This is a genomic window from Pseudomonas sp. PB106, from assembly GCF_009764645.1.
GTDB lineage: Bacteria > Pseudomonadota > Gammaproteobacteria > Pseudomonadales > Pseudomonadaceae > Aquipseudomonas.
The window spans coordinates 1-1,474 of the sequence record NZ_RWIM01000067.1 but is presented as its reverse complement, the minus strand read 5'-3'; the positions used below and the strand labels follow the sequence as shown (position 1 = coordinate 1,474).

The 1,474-nt window shown below is 59.2% G+C and carries 1 protein-coding gene; it reads right to left on the bottom strand.

Annotation, left to right across the window (positions count from 1 at the left end):
• Nucleotides 1-62 precede the first annotated feature (62 nt).
• Nucleotides 63-1,346 (bottom strand): arsenic transporter, encoded by a 1,284-nt coding sequence (locus EJA71_RS08960; protein WP_158956071.1) that lies wholly within the window; start codon nt 1,344-1,346, stop codon nt 63-65.
• Nucleotides 1,347-1,474 lie beyond the last annotated feature (128 nt).

Genomic DNA, 1,474 nt, shown 5'->3' with positions numbered 1-1,474 from the left:
GTCATGTGAACGCCGCAAAACCAATGTGGGAGCGAGCTTGCTCGCGAAGGGGCCGACTCGGTCTACAGGGAAAGCCGCACCGCCAATGCCGCCAACGTCACCAACAACACCGGCACCGTCAACACAATCCCGACCCGGAAGTAATACCCCCAACCAATGTGAATGCCCTTGCGCTCCAGCACATGCAGCCACAGCAACGTCGCCAGACTGCCAATCGGCGTGATCTTCGGCCCCAGATCGCTGCCGATCACGTTGGCGTAAATCATCGCTTCCTTGATCACTCCGCTCGCCTGGCTCGCATCAATCGATAACAAGCCAATCAGCACCGTCGGCAAATTGTTCATGATCGACGACAGCAACGCCGTCAGCACACCGGTGCCCATGGCCGCGCCCCACACGCCGTGCCCTGCGAACACATCCAGCCAACCGGCCAGATACCCGGTCAGCCCGGCATTGCGCAGACCGTAGACCACCAGATACATGCCCAGCGAGAAAATCACGATCTGCCACGGCGCTTCTTTCATCACCTTGCGCGTGGAAATCTTGTGGCCGCGGGCTGCGATACCCAACAGCAGCGCAGCACACACGGCGGATATCGCGCTGATCGGAATGCCCAGCGGTTCTAGCGCAAAACAACCAATCAACAAGATCGCCAAGACTGCCCAACCGGCATAGAACGTGGCTTTGTCGTGGATTGCGCTCTCTGGATGCTCAAGCTGTTCAGGGTCGTAGGCCTTGGGAATGTCGCGGCGAAAGAACCACAGCAACATGCCCAGCGTCGCCGCCACGCTGACGACGTTGACCGGTACCATCACCGCCGCATAACGGTTGAAGCCAATGTGGAAGAAGTCCGCTGAAACGATGTTGACCAGGTTCGACACCACCAGCGGCAGGCTCGCGGTATCGGCGATAAATCCGGCGCCCATGACGAACGCCAGGGTCGCGGCCGGGGAAAAGCGCAGCGCCAGCAACATCGAAATCACGATTGGCGTGAGAATCAGCGCCGCGCCGTCGTTGGCAAACAACGCCGAGACCAACGCGCCGAGCAGCACCATGAAAGCAAACAGCTTGCGCCCACTGCCCCGCCCCCAGCGCGCCACATGCAGCGCGGCCCAGTTGAAGAACCCGGCTTCGTCGAGCAAAAGACTGATGATGATCAGGGCAACGAATGTGCCCGTGGCGTTCCAGATGATCTGCCAGACCAGCGGAATATCGCTTAGATGCACGACACCGCAGATCAGCGCCAATACGGCGCCAAGCGTCGCACTCCAGCCAACGCCGAGGCCTTTGGGTTGCCAGATGACAAGGGTAATGGTCAGCAGAAAAATCAGCGACGCAGCGAGCATCCGCAACAGCCTTAAATTGGAATGGAGTATTGAAGCCGACACAAAAACCTGTAGGAGTGAGCCTGCTCGCGATAGCGGTGTATCAGTCGACTCATTGGCAACTGACAGTCCGCTATCGCGAGCAGGCT